Below are 26,824 nucleotides of genomic sequence, written 5' to 3' on the forward strand. Positions count from 1 at the left end.
AAAGCCCGACTAGAAATAGTCGGGCTTTTTTACGTCTGCAGAAAAGTGAAATGTGCACAATTAATATACACTCACATCAACACCCATCACGTAGGGCGGGCGAGCGTAGCGACTCCCGACGCAAAGATAGTGTAGCATTTCACTGTGGCTCTCCACCGCTGTGGTCACTACGACATCCTACTGCGTAGCGCACCGACCTCACATTGTAGAAAGCCCGACTAATAATAGTCGGGCTTTTTTACGTCTGCAGAAAAGTAAAATACGCGTAATTAACATTCGCTCACATCAACCCCCATCTCGTAGGTCGGGCGAGCGTTGCGACTCCCGTAAAAAGCATAAAAAACCTTCGCTCAACAATGAGTGGTAGCATTTGTACTGTGGGTAAATAATACCAACTGGTTTAACATCTGACCTAATATAAAAGCTTTAACTATCTGTTCTTGTTTATAAGTATTGAACATGACCTCTAAGCCTTTATATGCAGTTTTTGGCAGGTTAATTGAAGAGAATGAAAATAGTTAGGTAGAGATTGATACAGAGGTTTTACACATGAACTTAAATCTAAAGGGCATGATATTTAATAGTACTTATGGAGTGCCTGTGTAAACTAGCCACGTTATCTACCAGCATTCATTAATTGTTTTATAGCCAGATAAGCGGTTAGGGGCTGCTTTAATTTCATATGTACTGAGCGTTATTAATTTTTAACCCTAAGATTAACTAAGGCCATATACTTTATATTCTCTTAGTTCTAATTAACCATCTATATATGCCAATAAAGAACAATGCTGCAGATCCGAAGCCACTCAACAACCAAATGACTTTTAAAATGTTACCGCCAGTGCTGCCGTCATGTAGAGGGTGTATCCAGTTTTTAATTTTACTAGCCGTACTTTGTTTATCTATATTAAACATGCTCTCTAACTTCCCTGTAAGAGCATTAACCTCTATATAGCTATGTGGAAAGCGATAAGAAGGATCGTTTACAGTTTGAAATCTAAATCTGTAAATCGCATTTAAGTTTGATGGTGTTTCAATCCAAGCTAAACGTGCACTCGGTAATGCTTTTTTAGCTATTAGTATCGCTTGCGATAAAGGAATATTGGATTGTTTACTCGGTTGTATTTGTGTTTTTAAAGGGGAGTTTATATCGCTAACTAGAGCGATTAATATAGGATCTGTCTGCTTTGGAATAGCAAGCATAATCCCTGTAATCGTTAGAGCTAATAATGGGATGCACAAGCTTAAACCAATTAATTTATGCCAATCATAAAGTAGGCCTATTTTAGAACTGCGACGTTTAAATTTTAACGATTTTATCCATTGACCTTTTTTTGGCCACCATGCTAATAACCCAGATATGAGAAGGGTTAATGTGGCAATGCCTATATACCCCACAATTATAATGCCGGTACTTCCTGTGAGTAATGAAAAGTGCAGGTTATATAACCATGTAACAAAATAATCGCCCCAGTAATCTTTTCGAATTACTTTATATTTATCATTTGAGAGCCAAATCATTAAGGTTGCAAATTCACGATTTTGTGTTTCTACAGGGTTATAGTAACGAGCCGGTATGATTGAATTGTCATCTGTTACCTCAAGCCGCCAGGGTCCATACTTATCTGGAAAAGCCGTTTTTAAGTTTTTGTATGCCAAATCCCAGTCGACTTTGTCTGTATGCTTTATATTTACTTTAGTGAGGTTCAGTTGTGAATCTATTTGTGGGTAATATATTAATACTGAGCCAGATAATGCAATAACAGTGAGTAAAAACCCTATTGATAAACCTAAATAAAGGTGTAATCGTCTAAATATCTTTTGCCAAGAAAGCTTTGGAAGCATGAATAAAGTAGCCGTAATAAGTGAGTGTACTTAAACAATAATTATTAGGTATTTTATAGTGTTTTAGAGAAGAAAAGTGCGACATTTTGTCGCACTTCTTACAATGCATATTTAAAAAATAAAACGCCAGCTCAAGGCTGGCGTTAAAATACAATCTTAAAGTTTATTTAAGCTTTAGGTCCTGCATTTTTTATATCATCTGATACGTCGTACTTAGCAAAGTTCTCAGTGAAGTCTACGGCAAGTTTTGCTGCATATTCATTGTATTTAGCTTTATCTTCCCACGTATTAATAGGGTTAAGTAAGTTTGTATCTACACCCGGAACGGCAACTGGCACATCTAGGTTTAAAACATCAATATGTTGAGTTTCAACGCCTGTTAATTTACCAGATACAATAGCATCAATTACAGCGCGAGTCGTTGGAATATCAAAGCGCTTGCCTGTACCGTAAGGGCCGCCAGTCCAACCTGTATTCACAAGGTACACTTTAGCGCCAAACTCGCGTACACGCTTCATAAGAAGCTCAGCGTAAACCCCAGCAGGGCGTGGGAAAAATGGTGCACCAAAACAGGTTGAGAATGTTGATTCAATATCGCTAGTAGAGCCAATCTCAGTTGAGCCAACTTTAGCTGTGTATCCACTTAAGAAGTGAAAAGCAGCCGCTTCTTCGCTAAGAACAGATACCGGTGGTAATACACCGCTTACATCACAGGTTAAAAATACAACTGCTTTTGGTTCGCCTGCGCGGTTTTCTACTTTACGTTTTTCAACGTGTTCAAGTGGGTATGCTGCACGGCTGTTTTGAGTAAGGCTAGTATCGTTAAAATCTGGAACGCCCTTCTCATCTAGCACTACATTCTCTAAAATAGTACCAAAGCGAATTGCATTCCAAATTACAGGTTCGTTCTTTTGTGACAGGTCGATACATTTAGCATAGCAACCTCCTTCAATATTAAACACGCTTCCAGGTGCCCAACCGTGTTCGTCATCACCAATTAAAAAGCGAGTAGGATCTGCTGAAAGAGTTGTTTTGCCCGTACCAGATAAACCGAAGAATAATGCTGTATCGCCTGCTTCACCAACGTTAGCAGAACAGTGCATTGGTAATACACCTTTTGCTGGTAGTAGGAAGTTTTGTACAGAAAACATCGATTTTTTCATTTCACCGGCGTAGCGCATACCTGCTAGTAATACTTTACGCTGTGCAAAGTTAATAATAACGGTGCCATCGCTATTTGTGCCATCACGTTCCGGCTCACATACAAACGAAGGAACGTTCATTACTTGCCATTGTGGTAAGTTTGAGGCGTTATAGTTTTGTGGTTCGATAAACATGTTTTTGGCAAAAATATGGTGCCACGCTGTTTCTGTAGTTACGACTACAGGTAAATAATGCTCAGGGTCAGCGCCAACTTCTAGGTGAGAGGTGAAGTGGTCATTACTTTGAACATGTGCTTCTACGCGAGCCCATAATGCGTCAAATTTTTCTGCATTAAATGGGCGGTTAACGTTGCCCCATTGAATGTCATCTTGAGTTGTCGCTTCTTGTACAATAAAACGATCTTTTGGTGAACGGCCAGTTCGTTTTCCTGTAATTGCAACAAAAGCACCATTTGCGGCTAAAGTACCTTCGCCACGGCGGATCGCATGCTCGACAAGTTCAGCTGCGGTTAAATCGACAAAACGTGTAGCGCCTGTAGTCATGTTTATACCTAACTATGTGTGAGAGTTTGAACGGATAGCTCTGGGGTTATCAGTGCCCTTAAACTGAAATTATAGTAACAGAAGGTTTTAAGATATTCGAGCCCGTAAAGCCCCTAAAAACACATATATTTAAGAAAAAACATGAATAATTTCAATGATACCGGTGTCATGAAATTAGCAGAAAATATGACACCGGTATCATCTTTTTATAATATAAAACCGCATATTTTGCGGCTTTAATTACTATATATAGATGAAGCTGAACATTTAGTTGAAAATGCTTTTTATGTCTTGTTCGTTAAAAACATACTCTTTTAAACAGTAATGGCAGTTAATGTTAACAGTCCCTTTCTCAGCTACATCTTTGAGTAGTTCTTCTTGTCCAATATTAACAAGTGCAGTAATTGTTTTATCACGACTGCAACCACATTTGAATTTAATCGCTTGAGGTTCAAATACGCGAGGATTATCTTCGTGATAAAGACGTGTAAGAACAGTGTTCGCATCTAAGTGTAACAACTCTTCATTTTTAATCGTGTTACTTAATGCTTCTAGGTGTGCAAAGTCTTCAATTGATTTTTGTTTATCAACTGGAAGCACTTGTAAAAATAGACCACATGCTTTTGCGCTACCTTCTGTTGTGTCGGTTGCAAACCAAAGGCGTGTTTTTAGCTGCTCAGATTGCTCAAAGTAACTTTCGATACATTCACTAAGAATATCATGCTCTAGCGGCACTATACCCTGGTAGCGTTCACCTTTTTCAGGGGTAATAGTGATTACCATATAGCCTTGGCCAATAAGCTCTTTTACAGTTGTGCCCGTAATTTCGCTTTGCAGGCGCGCAATACCACGCATGTTTTGTTTGTCATCACCATTTATAACTGCATATTTAACTGGGCCATCACCTTGAAGCTGTACAGCAATTTCACCTTCAAACTTTAAGGTAGCAGTAAGTAAACAGGTTGCAACGAGTAACTCACCAAGTAATGCTTTAACAGGGTCTGGGTAATTATGGTCGGCAATCATTTCATTATAAGCATTCTCGATTTGTACGAGTTCGCCACGAACATCTAGTTCGTTGAATAAATAACGGTGAAGTAAATCTTGTTGCATGAGCGGCTATACCTAACTTGATTTCATTTTTAAAAGTTCGCGTCTTTGCTTTTTATCCGGTTTTTTATCCGGATGAGGGGCAAAAAAGCTGTTATTTTTACGTGCGATGCTGTTCTCTTCGCGTTTAGCAATACTGGCATCAGATTCTTGATACATGGTCTGTGCAATGGGGGCGCTTTGGCGTTTTTCAAGCACTGAGAGTATAGTTATCAGCTTTTCATCTACTCCTTGTGCAAGTTTTATGTTTGCGCCAACTTCTACTATTTTACTCGCTTTTGTACGCTGTCCATTATAATGCACTTTGCCGCCTTGTACCATTTCACGTGCAGTCGCACGAGTCTTATAAAAGCGAGCGGCCCATAACCACTTATCTAATCGAACTTTTAACTCATCTTTATGGTCTGAACTTACGTGGCTGTTACTTTTTTTACTCATAAGGCATTTAATCCAGTGTGTTATAACTTAAAATTTATCATGAAATCGTTGTAGGCTGAAGGTATTATAATCGCAGTCTGTTTTACCTTGAGAGAGTGAGTCAACTCATTCTGTTTACAAAGTTTAATATTAGCGTGCTTGTTGAATGAAAAATGAAAGGGTACTATGGGTACGCGCTTACGCAGTAAATTAAAATAAGAATATTATTTATGGAACAGCAAATACAGCAACTTAAACAATTTTTAATTCGTTTACCACATGCAAAATTAAGTGCATTAGTGACTCTATTAGTTGTTGTTTATCTTGCTTTTTTATTATCAAAATTGGTTTGGCTTATGTGGCCAAATCCGGTTGTATCTCCACTTACTCCAATGCACTACGCTAATCAAACCAAGGGTGTCGCTGGTAATCGCTCTACGCAGCATATAGTGGAGCAATTTTTGTTTGGTAAAAAAGTTGCAACAAATAATAGTACTACGCGGCAATCACAAGTTATTAACAATGCACCTGAAACGCGCTTAAGTATAAATTTAACAGGCATAGTGGCGGTAAGCCATGATGATAAAGCAGGTGTGGCTATTATAGAATCACAAGGAAAACAAATAAGTTACTTAGCGGAAGAAGTTATACAAGGCACGCGTGCGAAAGTCGCACAAATATTACCAGATCGTGTGATTTTAAGCGTAAGTGGTGGCTTTGAAACATTAATGCTTGATGGTCTAGATTTCACAAAAAAAGTATCAATGCCTGTTCTTGCTGCCCGAGACGATTCAGAAATGGGACCACAGATGCAAATAGCATCAAGGGATCAAAAAATAAATGCAACCGCAGATCCACAAGTAAGAGAAGCCTTAATAGAAACACGTGAAGAGTTACTCGAAGAACCAGGTAAATTATTTGACTATATACGTGTCTCACAAGCGATGAGTGATGGAGTACTTATAGGTTATCGCTTAAGTCCAGGAAAAGAACCTGAGCTATTTAAGCAAATGGGATTACAAAATAACGATTTAGCTATTGCGATTAATGGCTATCAATTAACAGATTTAAAACAGGCAATGTCAGCTATTAATGAGCTGCGCAATAGCACAGATGCTAATATCACTATAGAACGTGATGGCGAGCAAATAGATGTGCAATTTAGCCTGTAATAACTTAGCTTTGGAGTTTTAATATAATGGTTCAGGTGCTACACCTCAAAAAAATTAAAAAGGGTTAGCTAAGTATGCAGCACTTTTTTTAGCAGCAAGTATTTCTTTGTCTGTTTCTGCTGTTGAGTATGCAGCTAACTTTAAAGGCACAGATATCAACGAGTTTATTAACATTGTTGGTAAAAATCTTAATAAAACAGTGATTATTGACCCAAATGTACGCGGCAAAGTGAATGTGCGCAGTTATGAGTTGATGGATGAAGCACTTTATTATCAGTTCTTTTTAAATGTATTAGAAGTTTATGGCTACTCAGCTGTTGAAATGGACAATGGAATTATTAAGGTTGAAAAAAGTTCAGACGCTAAAAAATCAAATGTCCCACTTATTACAGAGGGTAATGAAGCTAGTGGCGACATGATGATTACACGCGTTGTGCGCGTTAAAAACGTAAGCGTACAAGAGCTCGGTCCATTAGTTCGTCAATTTAGCGATCAAAAAGATGGTGGCCACGTTGCCAACTTTAATGCGGCTAACGTTATGATGCTAACGGGTCATGCAGCATCGGTTAATCGCTTAGTTGAGATTATTCGTTCGGTTGATCAGGCGGGTGACAAGCGTGTAGATATAGTAAAGCTTAAATATGCGACGGCAGATGATGTTGTCTCTGTGGTAGATAATATTTATAAAGACAGCGGTAAAGGCAGTGTTCCTGAATTTTTAATTCCTAAAGTGGTTGCCGATGGCCGAACTAATAGCGTTATTGTAAGTGGCGAAGGGCAAGCACGTACGCGTGCTATAGAACTTATTAAACGCTTAGATGGTGAATTAGAAAGCCAAGGTAACACCAAGGTGTTTTACCTCAATTATGCTAAAGCTGAAGATTTAGTAAAAGTATTGCAAGGTGTGAGTAAGTCACTTGTTGATGACGCGCAAGGCGGCACAACTAAAACTCGTAGCAGAAATAGCAATGAAAGCAGTATAGAAGCTCACCCAGATTCAAATTCATTAATTATTACCGCGCAGCCAGACACCATGCGATCACTAGAGTCGGTAATTGAGCGTCTTGATATTCGTCGTGCACAAGTATTAGTTGAAGCCATTATTATTGAAGTAATGGAAGGCGATGGTGTTAATTTAGGTCTGCAATGGATTTCTGAGCAAGGCGGTATGCTGCAATTTAACAACGGAACTACAGTTCCTGTTGGTTCATTAGCTGTTGCGGCGGAGCAAGCGCAAGATGTAACGGTTACTAAAAATATAATAGGAACAGAGTCTGGTACTGTGACGCCGTTTACAGAAACGACGGAAGGTGACTATGGTCCATTAGCTTCCTTACTTAGTGGCATTAATGGTCTAGCGCTGGGTGTTGTTAAAAATGACTGGGGTGCAATCATTCAAGCAGTAGCTACCGATACAAATTCGAATATTTTGGCTACACCGTCTATTACTACAATGGATAACGAAGAAGCCTCTATTTTAGTCGGTCAAGAAGTACCTATTATTACTGGATCACAAACCGGCAGTAATAATGCTAACCCATTTCAAACTGTTGAGCGTCAAGAAGTAGGTATTAAGCTCGTTGTTACCCCGCAGATTAATGATGGTTCTGCTGTACAGCTTACGATAGAGCAAGAAGTATCGAGCGTCAGTGGTGCAACGGCGGTTGATATTTCAGTAAATAAGCGTTCAATTAAAACAACAGTTATGGCTGATGATGGCGGTATGGTTGTGCTTGGCGGCTTAATAGATGAAGACGTGCAAGAAAGTGTATCTAAGGTGCCGTTATTAGGCGATATCCCTATTTTAGGCCATTTGTTTAGATCGACCAATACAACACGTCGTAAGCGTAATCTTATTGTATTTATTCGCCCAACCATTATTCGTGATGGTGTAAGCATGAATAAGTTAAGTTTCAACAAATATAACTTTATTCGTGGCGAGCAATTTAAACAACAAGAAGACGGCATTGAATTAATGCCAATGACAGATACGCCTATTCTGCCTGAGTGGAACAATGAATTAATACTTCCACCAACGTATGAAGAACATTTACGTAAGCAAAATGCACAAGAGCGTAAAGATGACTAATGCGATACAAGAGATAAACCAAGATGTGGTTCATCCTAATACGCATCATCAGGATACGCTATTAGCGGATGATGTATTAATAGAGTTACCAGCTAAACGTTTACCATTTTCTTATGCAAGGCGCGCAGGTGTATTGCTAAGTAAAAATAAAGATAATCGTATTGTATATTATCGTGGTGAGCTTGACGTAGAAGTACTTTTAGAAGTGCGCCGTATTGCAGGTAATGGTTTTACATTAGAGCAGTTGGCTGACGATAAGTTTGAGTTGTTATTGGAAGCATCTTATCAACGTGATAGCTCTGAAACGCAACAAATGATGGAAGATATAGGGAATGAGGTTGATTTGTTCTCACTCGCCGATGAACTTCCACAAACAGAAGATTTGCTCGCCGGTGATGATGATGCACCAATCATCAAACTTATTAACGCCATGCTCAGTGAAGCGATAAAGGAAGGGGCATCTGATATTCATATCGAAACCTTCGAGCAAGAGCTTGTTATTCGCTTTAGGGTAGATGGTGTACTTAAAGAAGTCCTTAAGCCTAATCGTAAACTCGCATCGTTACTTGTATCGCGTATTAAAGTAATGGCCAAGCTTGATATAGCCGAAAAACGTATTCCTCAAGATGGCCGTATTAGTTTACGTATTGCTGGGCGTGCAGTTGATGTACGTGTATCTACAATGCCATCAAGCTTTGGTGAGCGTGTAGTACTGCGTTTACTTGACAAAAATAACGCACGTTTAAATCTAGAAGATTTAGGTATGACCGCAGAAAATCGTGCATTGTTTTCTGATTTAATCAGTAAACCGCATGGCATTATTTTGGTAACAGGGCCAACGGGTTCTGGTAAAAGTACTACGTTGTATGCTGGTATGAGTCAAATCAATTCACGCGATCGCAACATTCTGACAGTTGAAGATCCAATCGAGTATGAGATTCCGGGTATTGGTCAAACACAGGTTAACGCTAAAGTTGATATGACCTTTGCGCGTGGTTTACGTGCAATATTACGTCAAGATCCTGATGTAGTAATGGTGGGTGAAATACGCGATCTTGAAACGGCGCAAATTGGTGTTCAAGCGTCACTTACCGGTCACCTTGTTATGTCTACTCTGCATACAAATACCGCATCGGGTGCAATTACACGTATGGAAGATATGGGTGTTGAACCATTCTTACTTTCATCGTCGTTACTCGGTGTGTTGTCGCAACGCTTAGTACGTACGTTATGTAATACCTGTAAAGAAGGTCACACGGCTGATGAGCATGAATGTCAGCTGTTAGGCGCCTCTTTTGAAAGCCAACCGACAATTTACCGAGCGGTCGGGTGTGAAGAGTGTAACTTTAACGGTTACCGTGGTCGTACGGGTATTCATGAGTTACTTGTAGTTGATGAAACAATACGCGAAATGATTCACAACGGTAAAGGTGAGCAAAGCGTAGAAAAATACATTCGTAAGCGTAGCCCTAGTATTCGCCAAGATGGCTGTAGCCGTGTACTCGCAGGTAAAACAACACTTGAAGAAGTATTACGTGTTACCCGTGAGGAAGGTTAATTATGGCGGCGTTTGAGTATCGTGCTCTCGATGGTAGAGGTAAAGAAAAAAAAGGTATTTTAGAAGCTGATACGGCTAGACAAATACGTCAAGTTTTACGTGAACAAAAGCTAACGCCGCTCGAAGTGGTTCCAGCAGCGCAAAGTGATAAACAAGTTAAAGGTGAAAAAGCCCCTTTATTTGGTAGCTTTTTTAAACCCACTATATCAACATCTGATCTGGCACTTATTACTCGTCAGTTAGCAACGCTGATTCAATCAGCACTGCCAGTTGAAGGTGCGGTAATGGCTGTAGCTGAGCAGTGTGAAAGGCCGCGTTTAAAGCGCATGCTTATGTCAGTACGCTCAAAAGTTGTTGAAGGCTATACGCTTGCTGATGGTATGAGCGAGTTCCCCCATGTATTTGACGATTTATACCGTGCAATGGTTGCCGCAGGTGAAAAGTCGGGCCACCTTGACCAAGTACTTAACCGCTTAGCTGATTACACCGAGCAGCGTCAACATATGCGAAGCCAAATTACTCAAGCAATGGTTTATCCTATTATTTTAGTGGTGTTTGCAATTGGTATTGTGTCGGTTTTATTAGGTACAGTTGTACCTAAAATATTAAAAACCTTCGAAAAGACCAAGCAAGTATTACCTTGGACAACAGAATGGGTAATGGCCGGCAGTCATTTTGTGCAAAATTATTGGTTTATTAGCTTAATTGCTATTACAGGCATAGCTATTGGGATTAAGCATGCATTGAAACAGCCAAAAATACGTTTTTGGTGGGACGATAGGGTGCTGCATATGCCGGGAATTGGCAAAGTTGCACGTGGTGTTAATACAGCTCGTTTTGCACGCACGCTAAGTATTTTATCATCAAGTTCGGTACCTCTACTTGAAGGGATGCGAATATCAGGAGGTGTGTTAGTTAACGAAAAAATTAAGAAAGCAGTTGCTGACGCTTCTGATAGAGTAAGTGAGGGAGCGAGTCTAAGGGCTGCGCTTCAACAAACAAAATTATTCCCACCCATGATGCTGCATATGATAGCCAGTGGTGAAAAATCTGGAGAGTTGGAGCAAATGTTAGAACGTGCTGCAAATAACCAAGATCGCGAATTTGAAAGTATGGTTAATGTGTCGCTTAAGTTATTAGAACCCGCGATGATAGCGTCAATGGCCGTTATTGTACTTTTTATCGTTATGGCAATTTTACAGCCAATTATGGCAATGAATAAAGCCGTTGGGCTTTAACCTAAAATAACTTTTTAATATATTAGTATTTTTAGAATAATGAGGTAATTACGTGAACAAACAATCAGGTTTTTCTTTACTAGAAGTAATGGTGGTACTTGTTATCATCGGAATGATCATGTCAATTGTGGCACCAAATATTATGGGTCAACAAGAAGAGGCTGCTATTGATAAAGCGCATTTAGATATTCAGCAGCTTGAAGATGCAATGAGCCTATACAAGCTTAAAAATAAAAGTTATCCAAGCACAGAGCAAGGTTTAGAAGCCCTTGTTAATAAAACAAGTATTGAGCCTGTTCCTAAACGCTTTCCAGATGGTGGGTTTATCAGTGAACTACCAGAGGATCCTTGGGGTAATACTTATCAGTTAATTAGCCCTGGAGAAGTTGGTAAGTTTGATATTTTCTCTTTTGGCCCAGATGGTGAACCCGGAACCGATGATGATATTGGGAACTGGGATGAAGAAAAACAATAATGCAAATTAAGAGTACATTGTTTTTATACGTAAATAACGAGAGCTTACTATGCAAGTAAGCTCTACGCGTATAAACGCAAAAACGCGTGGTTTTAGTTTGATCGAAATTTTAGTGGTATTAGTGATTATCGCTTTTGCCACCAAAATGGTGGTATACAGCTTAGAAGGCGGAGCTGAAGATGAGCTAGGTACTCAGGCACTTAGGCTGCATACCACCATTAATATGGCGTCAGAGTTTGCTATTTTAAATCAGGTAGAGCTTGGTTTTCACTTAGATGACAATGTGTTTGAGTTTTTAGTTTTTGATGGCGAAAAATGGATAACCTTCGATAGAGAAGACTTGTTTAAACCAACGGAGTTTGATGAGCGTTTTAAAGTAACACTTAATCTTGAAGATTTAGCTTGGGCACAAGATAACTTGCTTGAGCAAGCTAACTGGCGTGAGTTAATGAGTGGTGGTGACGAAGATAGTTTGCTGGAACTTAAAAAACTTAAAATTCCAGAAGTACTTATTTTATCATCAGGAGAGGTTAGTGCATTTCAGCTAATACTTGAATTAAAAGAGCAAAGTGAGCCTGTCTATTATATTGAAGGTGAATTTACAGCCCCAGTTAATTTACGTCGAGAACCAGAATAAATGCATAACCATAAAGGTTTCACCTTACTTGAAGTGCTCGTTGCATTGAGTATTTGTGCCATGGCAGGTATTGCCGCTATGCAAGCAACAGGCGAGCATATTCACCATCTATCGACGATTGAAGAGCAAACTTACGCTTCATGGGTTGCTGAGAATGTTTTAATAGAACAGCGCACTAAAGGTGAGCAGTGGCAAGGTAAAAATGGCGCACGAGGCAGTGAAGTAATGGCAGGGATAGAGTGGTTTTGGCAGCAAGAAGTAATTCCTACTGCAGATAAAAATTTTGTAAAACTGACCATTAATGTATTTAGCGATGAAAAGTATGAGCAATCTACTTATGAGCTTACAACCTATTTAAATAAAGGTAAGAAGTAAGTGAAGCAACGTGGATTTACATTACTCGAAGTTATGGTGGCATTGGGGATCTTAGCTTTTGTAATTATTGCTACGCACCAAATATTAGATACCACCACGAGAGCGAAAGATGCCTCAGATGAAAAAATAGCCGAGCTTAATGGACTACAAACTACATTTAGACTGATGGATCAAGATTTTAGCCAAATGACAAAGCGAGCGGTGCGTAATGAATCTGGTGATGTGCAAGAGCTGTATTTATTGGCCGGACGATATGTTCTTGATAGTCAATATGATGGGATTGCTTTTGTACGCGATGGTTGGATAAACCCGATTAATTTACTACCACGCTCTGAACTTCAAGCCGTTGGATATAGGGTTATAGATGATAACTTAGAGCGCGTGTACCGTGTTTATGTCGATCAGCTTGATAACATGGAGCCGCGAGTACAAGTTATTTTAGAAGGGATTGAAGAATTAAAGTTTGAATTTTTAGATGATAAAAATGAATGGCAAGATAAATGGGAAATTAAAGCGTTGCCTAAAGCCGTTGCGGTTACTCTACAGCAAGTTGACGCAGAACCTATTCGTCGTGTGTTTTTAGTGCCGGGGCAAGGAAAAATAGTAGTACCACCAAGTACGAACTCTACTAATACAACCTCAAACAGAACAAGCGGAGGGACTCCTTAATGGATAAGCACTCTTCGCGTGGAGCCGCTTTAGTCATTGTATTATTTATTGTTGCTTTAGCTGCAATTCTAGCTGTAGAAATGAGTGCAAACTTAATGGTGCAAGTCCAAAAAAGTACCAATTTACAAGGGCATCAGCAAGCTAAATGGTATGCCTATGGCGCAGAAGAACTTGCCATTAAAGCCCTTATTCAAAGTAAAAAAGATGATGCAGAAAAAACCACGTTAGAGCAAGTATGGGCAACACAAGGTGATGTGCCTTACCCTGTAGATAACGGTACGTTGAGTGGAAAAATCACTGATTTACAAGCATGCTTAAATTTGAATGCGTTAGCCGTAGAGCCCGATCCAAACAGCGCAGAAAAAACAAACCCAGCGCACAAAGCTTTGTTTGCTCTTCTTGAAAATATAGATGATTTACCAGCGAATGAATCAGAAGAGGCGATGGCCGATAGTGTATTTGATTGGCTTGATAGCGATAGCATAACCTATCGCTCTGGCGCTGAAGAAGACGAGTACTTATCACGTGAATTTCCATATATGACTGCAAATAGTTTATTCGCTTCTACATCAGAGTTGCGTTTAGTTAAAGGGTTTAATCCTTTAGTAATGGAAAAGGTATTACCTTATATATGTGTTATTCCTGGCAGCAAGCTGCTTTCTATTAACGTAAATACATTAGCACCAGAGCAAGCACTTATACTTAGCGCATTAATTGATGAGCTTAGTTTATCAGGAGCTGAAGCGGTTATTGCCGCGCGTCCGCAGGCGGGCTTTGATAGTAAAGATGAGTTTTTTGAAGTGGTTCAGCAACAAGGCGGAAAAAACGTCAAAGCTGTTGAAAACTTATTTGATATGAAGAGTAGTTATTTTAAATTACAAACGCAGGCAAATTTCGTTGACCTGCGTTTTTCGATGACCACCTTACTGTACGCCGAAAATGGCGACGTAACGATACTGGCGCGAAAATTTGGAGGCGTACAGTGACAGAGATACTGTTGATCCGCACGGGTCAAACTGAACAAGATAGCCTTAATTGGTTAATTTATTCACCGCAAGAACAAGAAATAATAGCAAGTGGTGAACTATTAAATGCGAGTCACTTAAGTGAGCTGAGCGAGAAAGCACAAAGTCGGGAAGTGATCGTATTGCTCCCTTGCGATCAAGTGCAACTGAAAACAGTCATTTTGCCAACAAAGTGGAATCGCAAGTTAGAACAAGCTTTACCCTATATGCTTGAAGAAGATATAGCGTGTGATGTCGATGAGTTATTTATTGCTGTTGGTGAGTCAACAATGGTTGGCGAACAGCACGCAGTTCGAATTGCAATGACTGACAGAGAATGGTTTGAGCAATGGTTAGCACTATTTAACGAACATCACTTAGCGGTGTATACAATTATTCCTGATGCTCTATTACTCCCTTTTGCTGATAACGATATAGTCACTGCAATAGAGCTTAATAATCAGTGGTTATTTAAGCAAGGCCAATGGCATATCAGTGCTGTAGAAACCAGTTGGTTAAACGGTTACTTATCAGCCATGGGTAATCCTGAAATCAAACATTTTAGCCCTGCTAATCACTTTCCTGAGAGTGTAAATTTGCAAGCACAAACGAGTGATTACGATTTACCGTTGGCATTATTTGCAAAGCAGCTTGGACAGGTTAAATTTAATCTTCGCCAAGGGACGTATCAGCTTAAAAAGAAAAGTACATTGTGGTGGGGATACTGGCAAAGTGCGGCAATTATTGCCGGCGTTGCTTTAGCGTCAACAATCGCAATAAAGGCGTTAGAGTTGCATCAATTAAATACCAAAGTTGATATAGCAAAAGCACAAGTTGTAGAACGCTATCAAAATGCATTTCCAGGTACTAAAGTACGCCCACAGCTAATTAAGAGTCAAATTAATGGTGCACTAAAAAAAGTACAAGGTACAAGTGATGCTGGGTTTTTAGATTTAACAGCTCAGTTAGTAGATGTTTTTTCGCAAGTGAGTGAATTTACCCCCGAAACGCTTCGCTACGATAAACGTCGTAATGAGTTACGCATTCGTGCCCGAGCTAAAGACTTTCAAACTTTTGGTAAAGTTAAAAGTATTCTTGAAAAGCAGGGCTTGACCGTAGAACAGGGGTCACTAAACAATGATGGTGACTTTGTTGTAGGTGAAATAAAACTGCGAGGTGCAGTATGAAAAAGCAGTTAATACAATATTGGCGTTCGCTAAAAGAACAAGAGCAACAATTAGTTGTTGGTGCTGGTGGTGTGTTTATTATTTTTGTATTAGTAATGGGAATTTTTAGACCATTAAATAATGCAATTGAGCGAGCTGAAAAATCACAAATTAAGCAGCAAGAGTTATTAGTTTGGGTCGATGAAAGTATTGTTAAGCTTAAAGCCGCAGGTAATACGCGAATAGAAAGCAACCAAAACTTAAGCCAGATAGTTAACTCAACGCGTAGTCGTTATAATATCAGTATTAGTAAAATGCAGCCAAGTGATAGTTCATTACGTTTAACACTTGATTCAGTAGAGTTTAACCAGTTAATAGAATGGCTTGACGAATTGGTGAATCAGCATGGTTTACGTGTCGAAAATTTAGATTTAAGTCGTGATGATAAATCGGGCTACGTTCGTGTAAGTCGTTTGGTATTAGAGAATTAATTAATGAAAAAAATAATAACGTTATCGATTGTCTTTTTACTTAGTTTTATCGTGTTTTGTATTATGAAATTACCGGCAGCTATTGCGCTTGATATCGCAAAGCCGTATTTACCAAAACAATTAGAAATAGGGCAAACTGTAGGTACTGTCTGGCAAGGTCAAATGATGCAGGTCCGTTTTGATGACGAGCAGTTAAATAATGTCCGTTGGGATATTGCTGGCTGGCAGTTATTTATAGGTAAACTAAATACTAATGTAAAATTTGGCAATGCACGTGAGCGCAGTGATATTTCGGGTTATGCGGATGTAAGCTATGGGCTTTTTAATAAGGAAGTTATAGTGACTGATGGACTTGTTCGTTCGACAGTAGAGCGTGCAATGCAACGAGTGCGACTTCCTCTGCCTGTAACCGCTAAAGGGCGTGTAATTTTGGAAATTGATGAATACAGCACCGGTGCACCATATTGTGATTCATTAAAGGGTGAAATAGCGAGTCCTAATATTGACGTGCAAGGCTTAAATGGGTGGTTTAATATTGGCCCTCTGGCTGGTAAATTAAGCTGTAAGTCGGGCGATATTGCTATATTAATTGATCCAGATAATACGTTAGGCCTTGAGGCTGATGCTACACTTAAAGCTAATTTTGACTTCAGAGTCGCGGGCTATGTTAAACCTGATGCCAGTCTTCCAAAAGATGTACATGATGCGGTTAAGTTTTTGGGGCGTCCAGATAATCAAGGTCGTTACCCGCTCAATTTTTAATATTTACTAATAAAGAGTTTTAATGCAATTACCTCAATTTACTGAGTTGCACGCGAAGCAGCTCAGCACATTTTTAGATACCCAGCCCCAAGCAATGACATTATTACAAAGCCAAGGTTATTTGTTTGGCGTAATTTGCTCTCCTGAACCACTTGATGTGCATGAATGGCTCGATACAATATTATCAAATAAAGCCAATGATTTAGACGAAGAGACATTGTTTTTGTTTATGGCGCTATATCATCAAATTAGCGAACAGGTGTTTGAAGCTGGTTATAAATTGCCTGCTAATTATGATATTTATTTTTGTAAAAGCTGGAGTGAAGGTTTTTTACAAGCAACCACAATGTACACTCAAAAACTGCTAGATGCCCCACAATTAGAAGTACAATATAAAGAAGCACTAGAGAGCGCTCAAGCAACACTGAGCTTTTTTGCACTCGATGAGCAAATTATTAGCCAAATTGCAGCACAAAATTTAATGGATGAACAGTTACTCTGTTTACAGCAATATGAGCTAATGGGCGATTTTGCTTTAGGTTTTGCTGAACTTGTTGAGATTGTAGCGCTTAATAGTGGCTTATATACAGACGAAGGCTGGGACGACTAGGTGTACTTTTAGTGCTCAGGTTATTTTTATTACGTGGGCCTATTGAAAGTAAATTCAACGTTAAATAGCGGCTTGGGATTGGTTTATTATCCAAAATTCAGATTAAGTACCCAATTCCAGAATAATGTCAGTACAACCTTGCTTACACCTTACTACTCCTTTACCAGCTTCGGTGGTCGCTAGGTTTAGCGTTAAAACACCACTGCACTTTTCGCACTTTAGTGTTTTTCCCTGCGCTAGTTTTTTAAGTATGTTGCGCTGTTTATGAAACGAGTCACTGGCTTTCTTATTTAATTTCGAAAAATCCATTACTTTGCTCGCCTTTGTTCTAACGCTTCAGATATTATTTTACATACAGTATTTAAACGCTCATCGTAAAAATATAGGTTTAACTCACGCTCACGACAATAACGTAAATTAAACAACTGCACTGACTCGTCTGTTGTAAAGGTTTTCTCTACGTACTCTTTCCCTGAGTCAGACAGTCTTAATTGTGATTTTATACGGTTTTTAGTCATATTAGCTGCAGGGCTGCGATTGACTTTAGTTGTCTCGCTTAAAAAACTAATACCTTCACCTAGTAATTTCTCTCGAGGCTCTTTTATAAGTGGATGATCGATCGTAAAAAAAGCAAGGATCATTAACACCAGTATTATAAATTTTTTCATGAGCACGTAAACCTTGATCTGAATGAGGTTGAATTACCATGCAGTGTAATAAAATGCATTTTAAAAGCAAGTAACTGAGATGAATAAATTATTAGCGATCTATGCCAGTAATTTTAATCAATATTGGTATAATGCTTAATAGCAATCAGATGTTTCTGAAATATCTGAAAGTATTCAAATGATGATTTATCAAACTGATCATGCCTAGCAAGTAACTTGCTACACTTTACTGTATAGGGCATTTGAATATTGCTAAACTTTTATTTCCAAGCGGCGTTGAGGAACTTCGATGGACAAACAAATTAAAGTAAAGAACATTCCTGTGGAGGTAAAAATCCAAAAACCGGATTTAAGCCGTCAAGATGACAGGTTTAATCCCCGAAATCGTATTTATGTGCGAGCAGTGAAAGGTCTTCATCAATTATTAAGGCAGCGTATTGGTTTTTTAGGTTTGCTTGCATTTATGGCACTACCATGGATTAATTTTAACGACCAACAAGCTGTGCTGTTTGATTTAATCGGGCAAAAATATAATATTTTTGGTTTAACGTTGTGGCCACAAGATTTCACCATACTCGCGTTCATTTTTATGTTGGCAGCATTTGCGCTGTTTTTAGTGACCACCTTCTATGGGCGAGTGTGGTGTGGCTACACATGTCCACAAACTGTTTGGACCTTTATTTTTATTTGGTTCGAAGAGAGGTTTGAAGGTACTGCTAATCAACGTAAAAAACTCGATCAACGGCCCATGAATTTTGATAAGTTTTGGCGTAAAACGGCAAAACATACTAGTTGGGTATTATTTTCGTTATATACCGCTATTTCCTTTGTCGGTTACTTTACGCCGATAAGAGAGTTACTTCCTGATTTTGTAACGTTTAACGTAGGCGGTTATGCATTAGTAAGCATTATATTCTTTGCTGTGTGTACCTATGGCAATGCCGGTTGGATGCGAGAAATTATGTGTTTACACATTTGTCCTTACTCACGTTTTCAATCAGCTATGTTTGATAAAGACACATACACAGTAACGTACGATGAAAGCCGAGGTGAAAGCCGTGGTCCTCGTTCACGTAAAGTAGACCATAAAGATTTAGAACTAGGCGACTGTATAGACTGTAATTTATGTGTTCAAGTATGCCCAACGGGTATTGATATTAGAAATGGGCTACAAGCTGAATGTATAAACTGTGGCGCGTGTATTGATGCGTGTGATGGCGTAATGGATAAAATGGAATATCCGCGTGGGCTTATTTCATATACGACAGAGCGAAACCTCGAAACACCTGAAAATAAAACTAATCCACTACGCGCTAAAATCATTGGTTACACAGTTATACTTGTTGTGCTTACGGGGGCACTTGTAGCTAATATCGCACTGCGTAAAACAATGGACTTTGATATCATTCGTGACCGAAACCAATTATATCGTGTCGATTTTGATGGTTTAGTAGAGAACACCTATACATTAAAGGTAATTAACAAGGCGCAGTACGAGCAAACCTTTAATATTAAAGTACAAGGGTTAGATAACTTTAAATATATTGGTAAGCAGTCATTTACAGTGCAGGCAGGGCAATCTCATAATGTGCCATTGTCGCTTGTAATGGATCCTTATGATTTGAAGGCGCCGATGACAGAGTTTAACTTTGTGCTTTCACCGGTAGATGCGCCGGATGAGACAATATCGCAGTCGAGTAACTTTTTTAAAGCGCGATAATCACAACCTACCTTAAATAGGTAAGTTGATATAGCAATTAACAAAAGCGGGTATATAACCCGCTTTTTATTTTATATAAGAAGAGTATGAGTAAATTTAGTTTTATTGACTTAACACCAGACCTAATACTCGATGCAATAGAAAGCGTAGGTGTGTACGCCGAATCTGGTTTATTGGCGCTCAATAGCTATGAAAACAGAGTGTACCAATTTAAAGCCGATGATGGCCTGCGTTACGTAGTGAAGTTTTATCGCCCAGAGCGATGGAGTAAAGAGCAAATTCAAGAAGAGCATGACTTTGCATTTGAACTAGCAGAAGCGGAAGTACCCGTTGTTGCCCCTATTTTATATAATGGGCAAAGCTTGTTTGAACACGAAGGGTATTTGTTTGTGTTGTTTCCAAGTGTAGGCGGGCGTTTATTTGAGGTTGATAATTTAGATCAGCTTGATGTAATGGGGCGATTAATTGGCCGTATGCACCAAGTAGCTAAAACAAAACCTTTTACTTACAGGCCAACAGTTACCTGTGATGAGTATTTGCATACAGCCAAAGTTCATCTTCAAAAAAGTAACTTAGTGCCCATGGGAATAAATACTGCCTTTTATACTATTTTAGATTTAGTGATAGAGCAGGCGCAAAAACAGTATAAAGATGTGCAAAGTATTCGCTTACATGGTGACTGCCACGTTGGTAATATTTTGTGGGCGGGTGATGCGCTAATGTTTGTTGATTTAGATGATAGCCGTCAAGGTCCTGCAATCCAAGATTTATGGATGATGCTCAGTGGCGATAGAGCGACGCAACTGTTACAGTTAGACACCCTTGTAAATGCGTATGAAGAGTTTTGTGATTTTGATCACTCTCAACTCAAATTAATTGAACCGCTGCGAGCAATGCGTATTATCCATTATATGGGATGGGTAGCTAAACGATGGAGCGATCCTGCCTTTGTGCGGAATTTTACATGGTTTGCTGATGACAAATACTGGGAGCAACAAATTTTAGCACTGAAGGAGCAACTTGCAGCACTGCAAGAAGCGCCGTTAAAGTTATTGCCGTAATATTTTATTTAAAGACAAGTACAACGAGATACAAATGCTTAAAAAATTAAAACTAGGCCTACTACTTCTTTGTTTACCATTTGCGGCATTTGCTGCACAATTTGAAGCTGATAATCAATATACAATTATTAATGCAGAGAAAAGTAAAACACCACAAGTGACGGAATTTTTTTCATATTATTGCCCGCATTGCTTTAAGTTTGAACCTGTTGCTCAGGCAATAGAAAAAAGCTTACCAACAGGTGCAACGTTTATTAAAAATCATGTTAACTTTTTAGGTGGTGTTTCACCACAGGCGCAAACCAATCTGAGCTTTGCCTATCTGATTGCCAAAAAACATGGGCAAGAAGATGCTATCACAGAGCAAATATTTAAAAGTATTCATGTTCAACGTGCACCATTGACTGAGATGAAAGATTTAAAAAAACTTTTAGAAGTAAATGGCATTGATAGCGAAACGTTTGATAAAGATATGGCAAGCATGCCTATTATTTCAGCTGAGCGTGCATTACAAGATAATCAAAACAAATATTCAAAATTAGGCGCACTTACAGGTGTACCTACTTTTATTGTTAACGATAAATATAAAATTAATATTAATACAATTAAAAGCCAACAACAGTTTGATGAACTAGTTGCGTTTTTATTAGCCTTATAATTTCGGAGCATAATAATGATTAAATTAGTTAAAGCAGGTTTGCTTGCGGTATTACTTCCTATGGCGGCAGCAAGCTTTGCAGCAACGTATGAAGAAGGCGTGCATTACGACGTTGTTTCTGAGCGTGCAACTAAAAAGCCAGAAGTTAAAGAGTTTTTCTCATTTTACTGCCCTGCATGTAATAACATGGAGGCAGTAATTGGTGAGTTTAAGCCTAAGCTTGATAAAAACGTTAAATTTAAAAAGAGTCATGTTGATTTTGTAGGTGTACGTGACCCAGAAAACCAACAGATGATGAGCCAAGCACTTGCGACAGCTGAAGTGCTTCCACAAAAAGATCAGATTATTTCTGCAATCTTTAATCATATCCATACAAAGCGCGCTAAATTTAATGAGCTTGCAGATGTAAAAGATATATTTGTAGCGCAGGGCGTTGATGGTGATAAGTTTGATAAGCTGTTTAAAAGCTTCTCGGTACGTACGCTGAGCTCTAAAATGAAACGCGATCAAGACTACTTTAAAGAAAAAGGCGCACTACGTGGCGTACCTACCTTTATTGTAAATGGTAAGTACAAATTAAACCTAGGTCGTGAGTCGGGTATTACTGAACCAGAAGATATTGGAAAATTAATTAATTACCTAGCTAATAAATAAATTTAACCAAAATAAAAAAAGCTCCTTAAGGAGCTTTTTTGCTTTATAAGGATATAGCGATGGAAAAAATATTAGTATCGAGTTGTTTGCTAGGGCAGCCTGTTCGCTACGATGGTAGAGGACACGCAATTTTGCATCCACAGCTTAATTTGTGGCAAAAACAAAATAGATTAATTGTGTTTTGTCCTGAGGTCGCTGGTGGGCTTCCTACTCCTAGATCTCCTGCTGAAATAATACAGGGGAGTGTAGTTACTAATTTAGGAGAAGATGTAACAGAGCAGTTTCAAACTGGAGCTAATATAGCGCTAGAACTCTGTAAAAAGAATCAAGTGCGTTTGGCTCTACTTAAAGAATCGAGCCCTTCTTGCGGACGAAATACAATATATGATGGAAAGCATCGCGGAGTAAAAATCGAAGGTCTAGGTTTAACTACAGCATTATTAATAAAAAATGGTATTCAAGTATTTAGTGAAGAGCAAATACCAGCACTTATAAAAGTACTGGCACTTTAATTTTGGCTGGTTATTTGCGTTGTAAGAAAACGCCCGACTCAATGTGATGTGTATATGGGAACTGATCAAATATAGCAAAGCGCTTAACGTTGTGCGTACGTGTTAAGTGATCAAGGTCACGCTCAAGGGTTTCAGGGTTACACGATATATAAATTATGCTTTCGTAGTTAGCCACTAAGTCACACGTTAATTCATCCATGCCCGCGCGCGGTGGATCAACTAATATGGTTTGGCAGTCATAGCTTTTAAGGTCAATACCATCTAAACGAGAGAAAGTACGCTCGCCATTCATTGCTTGAGTAAACTCTTCACTCGACATACGAATAATATCTAAGTTCTCGACGTTATTTTTAGCAATATTGTATTGAGCAGAATGAACAGATGATTTTGATATTTCTGTTGCTAATACTTTATTAAAACAGCCCGCTAACGCAATTGAAAAGTTACCGTTACCGCAATACAGTTCTAATAAATCATTTTTAAGTGGTTTACATAAATCTTGCGCCCACTCCAGCATATTAATATTTACTTTTGCATTAGGCTGAGTAAAGCTATTTTCTACTTGTTGATATATAAGCTCTTGACCATTAACTGTTAAACGTTCAGTTACAAAGTCATCACCTAGTACTTCTTTTTGTTTGCGAGCACGGCCTATAAAGTCAATTTTGTATTTACTGCTAAGCTTTTCTTTAAGTGCTTTAATTTCACTTAACCATTCATCATCCAGTGGTTTGTGATAAAGCAAGCTTACTAAAATTTCACCGCTTAGCGTTGATAGGTAATCGATTTGAAATAACTTACGGCGTAATATTTCACAAGGCTTGAGGCTTTCAATCATCACCTGCATTATTTCACCTACTAAAGGTGCTGCTGGATCAAATGTATCAACACGGATTTTTTCTTTTGTTTGTTGATCAAACATAATGTGAAACAGATCGTCACCGTCGTGCCATACTCTAAATTCAGCACGTTGGCGGTAGTTAGTTGGCTCTGAGCTAAATACTTCTAGTTGCTCCACACCAAAACGTTGAAACTGCGCACTAATACGCTGCTCTTTTTCACTTAACTGCGCTTGGTACTGTGTGGTATCTATTTTAATAACTGCCATTAACGCTACTACCTTATCTAAGATCTGTTTATCGGCGCTATTGTAGGGAGCGCTGCGTATTTGTCTAGTTTTGGCTAGCATTTATGCTGTTTTATTGCACATTGTACTTTAGTTTTTATTGTTATAGCCGATAATAAATTACGCACGCTTAGGAGATGTAACATGAAAATAGGTAACTATGGCTTCACGCCAAACAACAACATTAATAAATTCAATAATAAAGCAGATATACAGCAACCTACTATTCAATCTCCCCAAGATAGTTACCAGCAACGTGGCAAAGAATTAGCTGCAAAAGTGCTTGGCGATAAAATGGCTGAGCAGCTTGGATTGCCTATCGCAGAAAAAAAAGCAGACAAACCACTATTTGATTTTGATGAAATCGTAAAAAACGTACTCGATTTTGTCAGCGGCGCTGTAAATAAAGCAAAAGCTAATGGCGCTAATGATGAAAAGCTCAAAGACATGTTAGGCGACGCGCGTAAAGGAGTCCAAATAGGGATTGACGACGCTGTTGATGAACTCAAAGGTACAGGTGTATTTAATGACGAAATGGAAGAGGGCATCAATAAGTCCAAAGAGGGAATTTACAATGGGCTTGATAAATTTGAAGAGTCGCTATTTAATCCACAACCAGCCAGCGTAAATATAAGTCAGGCTCAATATGTCAGTATGACTAGCAATGCAGAGTATAAATTCACTACCGCAGAAGGCGATGAGGTAAGTATTAGCTTTGCGGATGCATTTGAATCTCAATCGGCGAGTGGCTATCAGAGAAACAGTGATAGTGAATCGTTTGCAAGCTCATCATCGCAATCTCGACAGGTATCATTTTCGATGTCGGTTAATGGTGACTTAAATGAGCAAGAGCAAGAAGCGATTAATGCGATGATGGAAGACTTACAAGATTTAAGTAAAACCTTTTTTGGTGGTGATTTAGATGAAGCATTTGAACAAGCACAAGAGCTGAGTTTAGACAGCGATCAGCTGGTGGCTTTTTCTATGGATTTACGCCAAACAAAAACAATAGCCACAGTTAAAAGTTACGAAGAATATAAACCAGCACCAGAAAAACAAGTAGCAGAGGGTTTAGCCCCTTTTAATGACGACCTTAAAAGTGCTTTTGAAAAAGCGGGTGAACTTGGATTACAAAATCAACTAGCTGGCATTCTACAATGGTTAAATCAAGATCAGGAACAAATAGATAAGTTAGTAGATTACACAAAGTCTATGTTCGAAAACCTTAATCAATTAAATTCAGCGGCCGATGATCTTGCCGATTTAGAAACCACACAAAGCTAAACTACTTTCTTTTATAAATACCTCATGGCAAACTGCCGTTCTTAAAGTAAAGTGGGAACGGTAGTTTGTCAGCGCATATAATGGTCTTTGATTCAGGTATTGGTGGAACTACCGTACTTGAACATATCAAGCAAAGTATCCCCAATGCTCAGTACAGCTATTTTATGGATAATGCATTCCTACCTTATGGTGCTCAATCCCAACAAACAATAATCAACCGATTGTGCTCACTTATTCATTTCATCAAAGCCAACACGCTTGACGTTGATTTAATAGTAATAGCGTGTAATACGGCTTCTACATCTGCACTTAGTGCTGTTCGCCAAGTGACAGATATTCCTATAGTAGGTGTTGTGCCAGCAATAAAGCCTGCCGCAGAATTAACACGCTCAAATCATATTGGCTTATTAGCCACACCAGCCACGGTCGCCAGTTCATACACTAAAACATTAATTGCTGAACATGCACGTAATGTAATCGTTAATCTATATAGCAGTGTGGAGTTAGTGACATTAGCTGAGCAACACTTTTTTACAGACTATTTAGATACAAACAAGTTGCACCAAGTGCTTGATGGCCTAAATATAGATAAAGCTATAGATGTACTTGTACTAGGGTGTACGCACTTTCCGATATTAGTAGAGCCGATTAGTCAGTATTTTAAAGGGAATGTAAAATTACTTGATTCGGGTGTAGCGATAGCAAACAGAGTCAACTACCTACTTAACCAACTTAACCTATGTGTGAATAAGCGAACAGACATAAAAAAGCCGCTGCAATATTATGCAACGGCTGATGTGTTTAGCAATAAGCTAGCGGTAAAGCTAGTTACACTGACTGATCCGTCTCAGTACGTAGAGCATTAGAATCGTCTTCTTGTTTTTGTTTTGCTTCACGTACTTTTAAAGTACGTTGTTGGAACTCGCTATCGTTCAAGTTAGCAATTGCATTGTCTGCATCAGCTTGCGCCATTTCAACAAAACCAAAACCACGACGCTTGCCAGTATTTTTATCCTTTAATAAACGAACATTGAATACTTTGCCTTGTTCTTCAAATAATGCACGAACAACACCTTCATTTGCGCGGTAAGGAAGGTTACCAACATAGAGAGTCTTTGTTTTTACTTCGGCTTCTTCAGTTACATCAGACGACATTGCTGCAATAACAAGTGCGCCTACTAACAAACCAACACCAAATAGAAGCGCAGGGTCTAGTGCCAGGCTTGCTAAAGCAAACTTAACAACAACAAAACCAACTACAGCAAGAATAACAGAGAAGATAAAAGCTTTTTGATCGGGTAATTTCATTTTAGATCTACCAATAAACAGGAAATAAACATTAATTTAACATTGTGAACTTGCTATCTTAACGTCTTAATTGAACATAGCAATGATATTTGTATTAAATAATAAAGAAGAGCACAAAAAAACATCGTTTTACTAAGGTTTTAATATGATTTCACTCGGTTCTGTTCTATTTTTGTTCGAACAGTAAAAAGATCTAAAAAAAGGGTTGATCTGTTTTCGGATCTCCCTATAATGCGACCCCACTGAGACGGGAAACGCCGAAGCATAGCGAGGCACGAACTACTCAGAGAGTTAAATAAAACTTCGGTTTTGAATCTTCTAAAAAGAAAGTTTAAAACTAAGTATTGACTCGAAAAATAAAGGGTGTATTATTCGCACCCCTTGAGACGCTAAAGCGACTCAAAACGTTCTTTAACAATATAAAGCAATCATCTGTGTGGGCACTCGTACAGATTGAGTTCTAACAGCCAAACTACTTCGTTCTTTATTGAGCAAGTAACGAGGCAAAC

General features: G+C 38.8%; 28 protein-coding genes and 1 pseudogene. 21 read left to right on the forward strand and 8 right to left on the reverse strand.

Annotated features, from left to right (window positions below; all coding sequences use genetic code 11):
* On the forward strand, window positions 1–188 hold a 188-nt coding region (locus P20495_RS22310; protein WP_206774410.1), incomplete at its 5' end, for a hypothetical protein.
* Between the two features lie 547 nt (window positions 189–735).
* On the opposite strand, the gene P20495_RS06215 is transcribed toward P20495_RS22310, so the two are convergent.
* The 4 genes from P20495_RS06215 to hslR all read right to left on the reverse strand — a co-directional run bounded on the left by P20495_RS06215 (window position 736) and on the right by hslR (window position 5,099).
* Entirely contained in the window at window positions 736–1,845 is a 1,110-nt protein-coding gene (locus tag P20495_RS06215) for a PepSY domain-containing protein (RefSeq protein WP_008137585.1), read from the reverse strand.
* A gap of 167 nt (window positions 1,846–2,012) precedes the next feature.
* Window positions 2,013–3,551: a phosphoenolpyruvate carboxykinase gene (locus P20495_RS06210; RefSeq protein ID WP_008137586.1), complete on the reverse strand. Its 1,539-nt coding sequence runs from the start codon at window positions 3,549–3,551 to the stop codon at window positions 2,013–2,015.
* A gap of 267 nt (window positions 3,552–3,818) precedes the next feature.
* Window positions 3,819–4,664 carry an Hsp33 family molecular chaperone HslO gene (gene hslO / locus P20495_RS06205; protein ID WP_008137587.1) on the reverse strand — a complete coding sequence of 282 codons (846 nt, stop codon included), beginning with the start codon at window positions 4,662–4,664 and terminating at the stop codon, window positions 3,819–3,821.
* Window positions 4,665–4,676: 12 nt separating this feature from the next.
* On the reverse strand, window positions 4,677–5,099 hold the full coding sequence (gene hslR / locus P20495_RS06200; protein ID WP_007378582.1) for a ribosome-associated heat shock protein Hsp15: 423 nt from the start codon (window positions 5,097–5,099) through the stop codon (window positions 4,677–4,679).
* 209 nt (window positions 5,100–5,308) lie between these two features.
* On the opposite strand from hslR, the gene gspC reads away from it, so the two are divergent.
* From gspC to P20495_RS06135, 13 genes and pseudogenes are all read left to right on the forward strand, one after another.
* Window positions 5,309–6,250: a type II secretion system protein GspC gene (gene gspC, locus P20495_RS06195; protein ID WP_008137588.1), complete on the forward strand. Its 942-nt coding sequence runs from the start codon at window positions 5,309–5,311 to the stop codon at window positions 6,248–6,250.
* A 26-nt stretch (window positions 6,251–6,276) separates the two neighbouring features.
* A pseudogene (gene gspD / locus P20495_RS06190) lies at window positions 6,277–8,339 on the forward strand (type II secretion system secretin GspD).
* Window positions 8,332–9,897, forward strand: coding sequence for a type II secretion system ATPase GspE (gene gspE, locus P20495_RS06185; RefSeq protein WP_008137590.1), 1,566 nt, complete (start codon window positions 8,332–8,334; stop codon window positions 9,895–9,897). Before gspD ends, gspE begins: the two are co-directional and overlap by 8 nt.
* Before the next feature lie 2 nt (window positions 9,898–9,899).
* Entirely contained in the window at window positions 9,900–11,135 is a 1,236-nt protein-coding gene (gene gspF, locus P20495_RS06180) for a type II secretion system inner membrane protein GspF (protein ID WP_008137591.1), read from the forward strand.
* A gap of 52 nt (window positions 11,136–11,187) precedes the next feature.
* Entirely contained in the window at window positions 11,188–11,610 is a 423-nt protein-coding gene (gspG, locus tag P20495_RS06175) for a type II secretion system major pseudopilin GspG (RefSeq protein ID WP_007378576.1), read from the forward strand.
* A gap of 49 nt (window positions 11,611–11,659) precedes the next feature.
* Window positions 11,660–12,247, forward strand: a complete 588-nt coding sequence (locus tag P20495_RS06170; protein ID WP_008137592.1) for a prepilin-type N-terminal cleavage/methylation domain-containing protein — start codon at window positions 11,660–11,662, stop codon at window positions 12,245–12,247.
* Window positions 12,248–12,622, forward strand: coding sequence for a type II secretion system minor pseudopilin GspI (gene gspI, locus P20495_RS06165; RefSeq protein ID WP_007378574.1), 375 nt, complete (start codon window positions 12,248–12,250; stop codon window positions 12,620–12,622).
* Window positions 12,623–13,291: a type II secretion system minor pseudopilin GspJ gene (gspJ, locus tag P20495_RS06160; protein WP_007378573.1), complete on the forward strand. Its 669-nt coding sequence runs from the start codon at window positions 12,623–12,625 to the stop codon at window positions 13,289–13,291.
* Complete coding sequence (gspK, locus tag P20495_RS06155) at window positions 13,291–14,277, forward strand: type II secretion system minor pseudopilin GspK (protein ID WP_007378572.1); 987 nt, start codon at window positions 13,291–13,293, stop codon at window positions 14,275–14,277. The genes gspJ and gspK overlap by 1 nt, the downstream gene beginning before the upstream one ends.
* Window positions 14,274–15,482, forward strand: coding sequence for a type II secretion system protein GspL (gene gspL / locus P20495_RS06150; protein ID WP_007378571.1), 1,209 nt, complete (start codon window positions 14,274–14,276; stop codon window positions 15,480–15,482). The genes gspK and gspL overlap by 4 nt, the downstream gene beginning before the upstream one ends.
* Window positions 15,479–15,952 (forward strand): type II secretion system protein GspM, encoded by a 474-nt coding sequence (gene gspM, locus P20495_RS06145; protein WP_007378570.1) that lies wholly within the window; start codon window positions 15,479–15,481, stop codon window positions 15,950–15,952. The genes gspL and gspM overlap by 4 nt, the downstream gene beginning before the upstream one ends.
* A gap of 3 nt (window positions 15,953–15,955) precedes the next feature.
* Window positions 15,956–16,714: a type II secretion system protein N gene (locus P20495_RS06140; RefSeq protein WP_007378569.1), complete on the forward strand. Its 759-nt coding sequence runs from the start codon at window positions 15,956–15,958 to the stop codon at window positions 16,712–16,714.
* A gap of 22 nt (window positions 16,715–16,736) precedes the next feature.
* Complete coding sequence (locus P20495_RS06135; RefSeq protein ID WP_007378568.1) at window positions 16,737–17,324, forward strand: UPF0149 family protein; 588 nt, start codon at window positions 16,737–16,739, stop codon at window positions 17,322–17,324.
* A 102-nt stretch (window positions 17,325–17,426) separates the two neighbouring features.
* Here P20495_RS06135 and P20495_RS06130 read toward each other — a convergent pair whose 3' ends face one another.
* Both P20495_RS06130 and P20495_RS06125 read right to left on the reverse strand, forming a co-directional pair.
* Window positions 17,427–17,633 (reverse strand): hypothetical protein, encoded by a 207-nt coding sequence (locus tag P20495_RS06130; protein WP_008137598.1) that lies wholly within the window; start codon window positions 17,631–17,633, stop codon window positions 17,427–17,429.
* Window positions 17,633–17,992, reverse strand: a complete 360-nt coding sequence (locus P20495_RS06125) for a hypothetical protein (protein ID WP_007378566.1) — start codon at window positions 17,990–17,992, stop codon at window positions 17,633–17,635. The genes P20495_RS06130 and P20495_RS06125 overlap by 1 nt, the downstream gene beginning before the upstream one ends.
* A 289-nt stretch (window positions 17,993–18,281) precedes the next feature.
* Between P20495_RS06125 and ccoG the strand changes: the two genes are divergently transcribed.
* From ccoG to P20495_RS06100, 5 genes are all read left to right on the forward strand, one after another.
* Entirely contained in the window at window positions 18,282–19,712 is a 1,431-nt protein-coding gene (ccoG, locus tag P20495_RS06120; RefSeq protein ID WP_008137600.1) for a cytochrome c oxidase accessory protein CcoG, read from the forward strand.
* 86 nt (window positions 19,713–19,798) lie between these two features.
* Window positions 19,799–20,773, forward strand: coding sequence for a serine/threonine protein kinase (locus tag P20495_RS06115; protein WP_008137601.1), 975 nt, complete (start codon window positions 19,799–19,801; stop codon window positions 20,771–20,773).
* Between the two features lie 34 nt (window positions 20,774–20,807).
* Window positions 20,808–21,431 (forward strand): thiol:disulfide interchange protein DsbA/DsbL, encoded by a 624-nt coding sequence (locus P20495_RS06110; RefSeq protein WP_007378563.1) that lies wholly within the window; start codon window positions 20,808–20,810, stop codon window positions 21,429–21,431.
* Window positions 21,432–21,446: 15 nt separating this feature from the next.
* Window positions 21,447–22,085 carry a thiol:disulfide interchange protein DsbA/DsbL gene (locus P20495_RS06105; protein ID WP_008137604.1) on the forward strand — a complete coding sequence of 213 codons (639 nt, stop codon included), beginning with the start codon at window positions 21,447–21,449 and terminating at the stop codon, window positions 22,083–22,085.
* Between the two features lie 59 nt (window positions 22,086–22,144).
* Window positions 22,145–22,597, forward strand: a complete 453-nt coding sequence (locus P20495_RS06100; protein WP_008137606.1) for a DUF523 domain-containing protein — start codon at window positions 22,145–22,147, stop codon at window positions 22,595–22,597.
* A gap of 10 nt (window positions 22,598–22,607) precedes the next feature.
* Here the strand turns inward: P20495_RS06100 and trmA are convergent, their stop codons facing one another.
* Complete coding sequence (trmA, locus tag P20495_RS06095) at window positions 22,608–23,705, reverse strand: tRNA (uridine(54)-C5)-methyltransferase TrmA (protein ID WP_007378561.1); 1,098 nt, start codon at window positions 23,703–23,705, stop codon at window positions 22,608–22,610.
* A 162-nt stretch (window positions 23,706–23,867) separates the two neighbouring features.
* Between trmA and P20495_RS06090 the strand changes: the two genes are divergently transcribed.
* Together P20495_RS06090 and murI are read left to right on the forward strand one after the other, a co-directional pair.
* Entirely contained in the window at window positions 23,868–25,007 is a 1,140-nt protein-coding gene (locus tag P20495_RS06090; protein ID WP_007378560.1) for a DUF5610 domain-containing protein, read from the forward strand.
* Between the two features lie 65 nt (window positions 25,008–25,072).
* Complete coding sequence (gene murI, locus P20495_RS06085) at window positions 25,073–25,873, forward strand: glutamate racemase (RefSeq protein ID WP_033016124.1); 801 nt, start codon at window positions 25,073–25,075, stop codon at window positions 25,871–25,873.
* On the opposite strand, the gene P20495_RS06080 is transcribed toward murI, so the two are convergent.
* The gene (locus tag P20495_RS06080; RefSeq protein WP_007378558.1) at window positions 25,836–26,315 is read right to left on the reverse strand and encodes an RNA-binding protein; all 480 of its coding nucleotides are present in this window, start codon (window positions 26,313–26,315) and stop codon (window positions 25,836–25,838) included. The genes murI and P20495_RS06080 overlap by 38 nt on opposite strands.
* Window positions 26,316–26,824: the final 509 nt, after the last annotated feature.

Source organism: Pseudoalteromonas sp. BSi20495 (assembly GCF_000241185.1).
GTDB classification, from domain to species: Bacteria; Pseudomonadota; Gammaproteobacteria; order Enterobacterales; family Alteromonadaceae; genus Pseudoalteromonas; species Pseudoalteromonas fuliginea.